The sequence below is a fragment of the Paenibacillus ottowii genome, from assembly GCF_050516475.1.
GTDB classification, from domain to species: Bacteria; Bacillota; Bacilli; order Paenibacillales; family Paenibacillaceae; genus Paenibacillus; species Paenibacillus ottowii.
Window position 1 is genome coordinate 2,176,180 of the sequence record NZ_CP191577.1, and the last position, 6,136, is coordinate 2,182,315.

Consider the following 6,136-nt stretch of genomic DNA (forward strand, 5'->3'; position numbering starts at 1 on the left):
TTTCTGCGCTAAATCCACAAATGCACTAGCAAATCAATGGCCTTGATGCCGACAAACGGTACCACCATACCGCCCAAACCGTAAATCAGTAAATTCCGTCCCAACAGACGATCCGAGCTCATCGGCTTATACTTTACACCCTTCATTGCCAGCGGAATCAGAAGTGGAATAATGACTGCATTAAAAATAAGCGCCGATAAAATAGCCGATAACGGGGAACCCAGCCCCATGACATTCAATGCACCCATTTGCGGAATGGCCAGCATGAACATCGCCGGAATGATGGCAAAATATTTGGCAACATCGTTCGCAATACTGAACGTTGTCAATGCCCCGCGCGTCATAAGCAGTTGCTTCCCGATGGCGACCACCTCAATAATTTTGGACGGATCGGAATCCAGATCCACCATATTAGCAGCTTCCTTGGCCGCGACCGTACCGCTATTCATGGCAAGACCGACATCTGCCTGAGCCAGTGCAGGCGCATCATTGGTGCCGTCTCCGGTCATGGCCACCAGCTTGCCCTGTTCCTGTTCACGGCGGATAACTGCGATTTTGTCCTCCGGCTTGCTTTCGGCGACAAAGTCGTCCACACCTGCTTCACGTGCAATGGTAGCAGCAGTCAGTGGATTATCACCGGTACACATAATCGTACGGATACCCATTTCCCGAAGCTGATCAAAGCGCTCCTTCATACCTGGCTTTACCGTATCCTTCAAATAAATAATGCCGTATATCCGATCATCCAGTGCGACTGCCAGCGGTGTACCTCCTTCTGCGGCTACCTGATTCGCTTTTTCCTCTAGATCGGCTGGAATACTGCCTTTTTGCGCTACAATCCACTGCCGGACAGAGTCCACGGCGCCTTTACGTACTTTTCGTCCATCGGCGAGATCTAAGCCACTCATCCTGGTTTCTGCCTTGAACTCGATAAAGGCTCCACCTGCTGCCAAGGATTCGTCCAGCGTGTATTCCTGCTTGCGCATCAATTCCAGCACCGAACGTCCCTCAGGCGTCTCATCTTTTAGCGAACTCATCGCTGCCCATTTCGCTAGTTTTGCCTTTTCTATACCATCCACCACCACAAATTCACTCGCCATCCGGTTTCCGAAGGTGATGGTACCCGTTTTATCGAGAATCATCGTATTGATGTCCCCGGATGCTTCTACCGCCTTGCCTGACATGGCCAGCACATTAAATTGGGTAACCCGGTCCATACCGGCAATTCCAATGGCTGACAAAAGACCGCCAATCGTGGTCGGAATCAGACAGACCAGCAATGAAATTAGTACGGGAACAGGCAAATCAATCTTAAAATGGCGGGCTATCGGAGCCAGCGTCACCACCACAATGAGAAAAATAATCGTCAAGCTGATCAGCAATGTATTCAGTGCAATTTCATTTGGCGTTTTTTGCCGCTGTGCGCCTTCTACAAGCGAAATCATTTTATCAATAAACGTCTCACCCGGCTCAGTCGTAATCCGCACCTTAATGCGGTCACTGACCACCCGCGTCCCGCCAGTTACCGAGCAAAAGTCACCGCCCGATTCCTTGATGACCGGAGCTGACTCTCCCGTAATCGCAGATTCATCCACCGAGGCCAGACCTTCAATGACCTCACCATCGCTTGGAATCATTTCGCCCTGAGAGACGATTACCACGTCACCTTTACGCAATGCTGTCGAGCTGACCACCTGAATCTCATTCCCGACGAGCTTATTAGCTTGTGAATCCTGCTTGGATTTTTTCAAGGAAGCAGCCTGTGCCTTCCCCCGTCCTTCCGCGAGCGCTTCGGCAAAGTTAGCAAAAAGCAGCGTGAACAACAGAATAATAAAAACAGCCAAGTTAAAGCCCATCTCATTACCGGCTCCAAAATAACCGGGAAGCATCAGCATGAGCAGCACGACTAATGTACCGATCTCAACGACGAACATGACAGGATTTTTCATCATGATCATCGGATTTAATTTTATAAAGCTATCCTTGACCGCCTGCTTCAAGATGCTTCTATCCAGCATGCGTTTGCGTTCTTCCTTCATGATCAAGCACCCCGTTCATCCATTCTCATTTTCTTCTTCATGCTCTTTCTTCATTACATGGTCAAAAATTCAGCTACAGGCCCTAATACAATCACCGGCAAAAAGGTTAACGCACCAATCAACAGGACAACTCCGATTAGAATAGCTCCAAACAGCTTGTTGTCCGTGCGTAGTGTGCCCGTCGTCACCGGGGTTGGTGCTTTGGCATTCAATGAAGCCGCTACAGCCAGCAATGCAATCATGGATACATATCGTCCAAAGAACATAACTGCCCCTGTTGTTACATTCCAGAATACGTTGTTATCTGCAAGACCTTCAAATCCTGAACCATTATTTGCCGCAGATGATGCATATTCATAAAGTACCTGAGTCAACCCGTGGTATCCGGGATTAGAGACTGCATCGTATCCCCAATGGCCCATAAACGCAAGCGCAGTTGGAGCGAGAATAAGAAACGGATGTACCAAAATGGCAATCGCAATCAGCTTCATTTCCTTGCCTTCAATTTTCCTACCCATAAATTCTGGGGTTCTTCCAACCATCAGTCCACATATAAACACCCCCAGAATCGCATACATCAGCATGTTCATCAGCCCGACGCCCTTGCCGCCAAAAATGACGTTTAGCATCATTTCTCCCAAAGCAGCCATACCACCTAGCGGGGTCAGTGTATCATGCATATTATTGACCGAACCTGTCGTTGCCGCCGTTGTAACCGCAGTGAATAATGCCGATTGTCCAATACCGAAACGAACCTCTTTCCCTTCCATGCTTCCCTGAGATGCATCCATCCCCAGTGTCTGGATTAACGGATTACCTGTCTTCTCCGACACATATGTAATGGATAGAAAAATAAGAAACAATACCATCATCGAACTGAAAATAATCCAGCCCTGCTTGCGATTACGGGCAAACAATCCAAAAGTATAAGGCAGCGAAGCAGGCATTACCCACATGGCCAGAATTTCCAGTACGTTCGTCCAAGGACTTGGATTTTCAAAAGGGTGCGCAGAATTAGCTCCAGCATAACCGCCCCCGTTCGTACCCAAATGCTTGATAGATTCCAGCGAAGCAATGGGTCCCATAGCAATCTGCTGCTGTGTACCGCTTAAAGTTGTAATATCCGCCGTAGATTGTAGCGTTTGCGGTACCTTTAGCCCTACCAGCACCAGCGTAAGCACAAAGGCAAGCGGCAGGAAAATCCGTATGATGGCTTTAATAAAATCTTGAAAAAAATTGCCCAGCCCTTCACCGCGCCGCGTCAAACCTCTCATAAAAGCCGCAGCAACCGACAACCCGGATGCAGCCGAAGTAAACATCATCATCGTGACAAATGCCATCTGTGTCAGATACGTAAGCCCGCTTTCACCGCTATAATGTTGGAGATTCGTATTGGTCATAAAGCTGATTACGGTATTAAAGGCCAATGATGCTTCCATATTACTGTTTCCAACCGGATTGCCCGGGAGTATCGCCTGCAAGCGCAATAGCAGGTAGCTGATCCCCACAAGCACCACATTGGTTGCAATGAAACTCATAGCATACGTGGTCCAACGCATGCTTTCCTGTTTCTTCAAGCCTACAGCCTTATAAATCAGCTTTTCCGTTCCACCAAAAATCCGATCCGTCCGATTCGGTTCATTTGAAAATACGTGATACATATAGGTACCCACCGGCTTTACCAAGAGCAGCAACATGACGATCACAATTCCAATTTGCAGTAGCTCCATCCTCTATTCCTCCTTAAAATGCTCCTGCATTTGGAACAACAGACCTGATTCAGACATCCATTGAGTGCACACGTTTGCGAAAATGACCCTCTGATGCTTCATTCTGGATCTGCTGTTCCCGCCTGCTCGATCCTATGATTGACTAGAACCTTTCAGGATTCAGGAGTGCGTAGATTAAATACACGAACACAACAATCGTGAGCCCTAGCACAACGATCATCCTTTTCGCCCTCCTTTTGAGGTCTGCACATCACACCAGCGTATAAACAGCAATATCACTCCATAACTCACAGCCATTACGAGCAGCATGTATAAATCCATCATGTTCCTATCCTCCGTATCGCTCCTCAGATTGTCATTTTTGATTCTGTCATAAAATCATAAAGCAGCTATGCTATAAGTGCTTATCCGTTCAGCAAGAAACCCACCTCTCCGTTCAATGTGTAGATCACATGGTCCGCTCCCAATCCCCGATAAACTCCTTGTGGATTACAGCCGTGCGTAATAACATAGATCGGTTCTGATGTTAGTGGCCGACATATTTGCAGGAAACGGCAAGTTAGATTCAAGCTGTTTTCGAACAAATACACACTACCAATTTCTTTCTTAGGAAAATTCCATTTTCCCGCTTGCATCGTATTGATGCGCACAATGTGCTCCACACCCATTTTTTTGAGCTGTCGTTCCTCCTGGGTGCTGTTTGTGAGAACTGCAAACGCCAATTTTTTGAACATAAGCAATTTCACAAAACTTCTGCCCGCTTCATTCGGTGCAGTGACAATAATTAACCGACCTTCCATCAGTAGCTCCTCTCCCGGTATAAAAAGACAACAAAAAGAAGCCGAAGGAAAAAGGCTTCCTCCGGCTTCATACATTCCATGATAAAATAAACCATGGCTGCACACGGCGGTTTGTTGCCTCTCCCTGTACGCTTACGAGGTTAGCTGTCGGATTCGGACGTGAGAGTCGCCCTATTTACGGCACTTGACCGGAAAATTCACCCCATGAGACACACGGCTTTCAAAGCCGTACATGCTCGTTGGTTCCCCCGCTTTTGCAACTGCAAAATTCAGCGCTTTAGACAATTCGTTGTTGCTTCATTGTTGTTAATTTGAAATTACGTCTTGAATCATACACCCGTGCAAGGAAGACTGTAAAGCTCAACAGAGAGGCTATAAATCGGCCTTTAGAGCATAGAAGATTAATAATAACGCTTACAACACATCTATGCTTCTCACATCTCTCCAAAGCTCTGTATTTCACCCCTTTTCAAAAATGACAGGCATGTCAATATTGGCGTAGGGTGAGGCATGATTGCTCCTTAATTGTAAAAAGGAAAGAAAATACGCTATATGTACCAGATAATTACCGATTAAACCCGTTTTTATGAGAAAGAACTCCTCAATTAGCCCCATTTGAAGCGCAATTTACCGTTTTGAACAAAAGATGATTTTACAATAGTTCAATGCGTGTATACTCTTCCTAGCTTGCAACCCTTTCTTAAGTTGTTTACAATTTAATTGTAGATTATTGAACGAGGAGGAATAGCATGAGCGTATATGAATATAATGCGCAGACCCTGCAAGGAGCGCAAATTCCTATATCCACATATGAAGGGAAAGTTCTTCTTATCGTGAATACTGCCAGCAAATGTGGGTTAACCCCCCAATATAAAGCACTACAAGAGCTATACGACCAGTATCATGAACAGGGGCTCGAAATTTTGGGATTTCCCAGCAACCAGTTTGCCAAACAAGAGCCGGGTTCCAGCGAGGAGATCTCCGAGTTTTGCCAACTCAATTATGGTGTGACCTTTCCGATGTTCGCCAAAACAGATGTCAATGGTGATCAAGCTCACCCTTTATTTCGTTACCTGACCCACACTGCTCCGGGCGTATTGGGCTCTAAAGCAATCAAATGGAATTTTACTAAATTCTTAATTACACGAAAAGGTAACGTATTTAAGCGTTATGCGCCGCAAACCACTCCAGATAAGCTTGCAGGAGATATTGAAAAGCTTTTGCAGGAAAACTGACAATCTTTCTTCGTTACAGTTAACGAGCGATCCGTTGTCATAGGGTCGCTTCTGTGGCGAGATGTATAAAAAAAGTTAACAAAAAAAAAAGCACCCCTTCACGTAAAACGTGTCAGGATGCTTTTTCAACTAAGTATTGCACATAATGCGGTCGAGAGGACTCGAACCTCCACGGGCGTACGCCCACTACCCCCTCAAGATAGCGTGTCTGCCATTCCACCACGACCGCATGTCATAATGTATTGAGGCAACAGATTTATTATACTCTCTCAGCAACAATTTGTAAACAGAAATACAATAATTATTTTATATGTAGCCTTATATGACATATA

Annotated in this window: 5 protein-coding genes, 1 tRNA gene and 1 riboswitch; of the genes, 1 reads left to right on the forward strand and 5 read right to left on the reverse strand. The window is 46.0% G+C overall.

Annotated elements, in window-relative coordinates; translation table 11 throughout:
- Positions 1 to 8: 8 nt before the first annotated feature.
- The 4 genes from kdpB to ACQQ6X_RS10415 form a co-directional block, all read right to left on the reverse strand.
- Entirely contained in the window at positions 9 to 2,039 is a 2,031-nt protein-coding gene (gene kdpB, locus ACQQ6X_RS10400; protein ID WP_305165261.1) for a potassium-transporting ATPase subunit KdpB, read from the reverse strand.
- Positions 2,040 to 2,092: 53 nt separating this feature from the next.
- Positions 2,093 to 3,769 (reverse strand): potassium-transporting ATPase subunit KdpA, encoded by a 1,677-nt coding sequence (gene kdpA, locus ACQQ6X_RS10405; protein WP_305165262.1) that lies wholly within the window; start codon positions 3,767 to 3,769, stop codon positions 2,093 to 2,095.
- 142 nt (positions 3,770 to 3,911) lie between these two features.
- A complete protein-coding gene (gene kdpF, locus ACQQ6X_RS10410) occupies positions 3,912 to 3,989 on the reverse strand; it encodes a K(+)-transporting ATPase subunit F (protein WP_369425853.1) in 78 nt (25 codons plus the stop codon).
- 184 nt (positions 3,990 to 4,173) lie between these two features.
- The gene (locus tag ACQQ6X_RS10415; protein ID WP_305165263.1) at positions 4,174 to 4,569 is read right to left on the reverse strand and encodes a hypothetical protein; all 396 of its coding nucleotides are present in this window, start codon (positions 4,567 to 4,569) and stop codon (positions 4,174 to 4,176) included.
- Between the two features lie 113 nt (positions 4,570 to 4,682).
- A riboswitch (cyclic di-AMP (ydaO/yuaA leader) is annotated at positions 4,683 to 4,854 on the reverse strand.
- Between the two features lie 464 nt (positions 4,855 to 5,318).
- Here ACQQ6X_RS10415 and ACQQ6X_RS10420 point away from each other — a divergent pair.
- Positions 5,319 to 5,804 (forward strand): glutathione peroxidase, encoded by a 486-nt coding sequence (locus ACQQ6X_RS10420; protein ID WP_305165264.1) that lies wholly within the window; start codon positions 5,319 to 5,321, stop codon positions 5,802 to 5,804.
- Positions 5,805 to 5,950: 146 nt separating this feature from the next.
- On the opposite strand, the gene ACQQ6X_RS10425 is transcribed toward ACQQ6X_RS10420, so the two are convergent.
- A tRNA-Leu gene (locus ACQQ6X_RS10425) sits at positions 5,951 to 6,033 on the reverse strand.
- Positions 6,034 to 6,136: the final 103 nt, after the last annotated feature.

Coding starts and splice junctions, on each gene's coding strand:
- kdpB (WP_305165261.1), bottom strand. CDS start 2,039: ATGAAGGAAGAACGCAAACGCATGCTGGATAGAAGCATCTTGAAGCAG.
- kdpA (WP_305165262.1), bottom strand. CDS start 3,769: ATGGAGCTACTGCAAATTGGAATTGTGATCGTCATGTTGCTGCTCTTG.
- kdpF (WP_369425853.1), bottom strand. CDS start 3,989: ATGATCGTTGTGCTAGGGCTCACGATTGTTGTGTTCGTGTATTTAATC.
- ACQQ6X_RS10415 (WP_305165263.1), bottom strand. CDS start 4,569: ATGGAAGGTCGGTTAATTATTGTCACTGCACCGAATGAAGCGGGCAGA.
- ACQQ6X_RS10420 (WP_305165264.1), top strand. CDS start 5,319: ATGAGCGTATATGAATATAATGCGCAGACCCTGCAAGGAGCGCAAATT.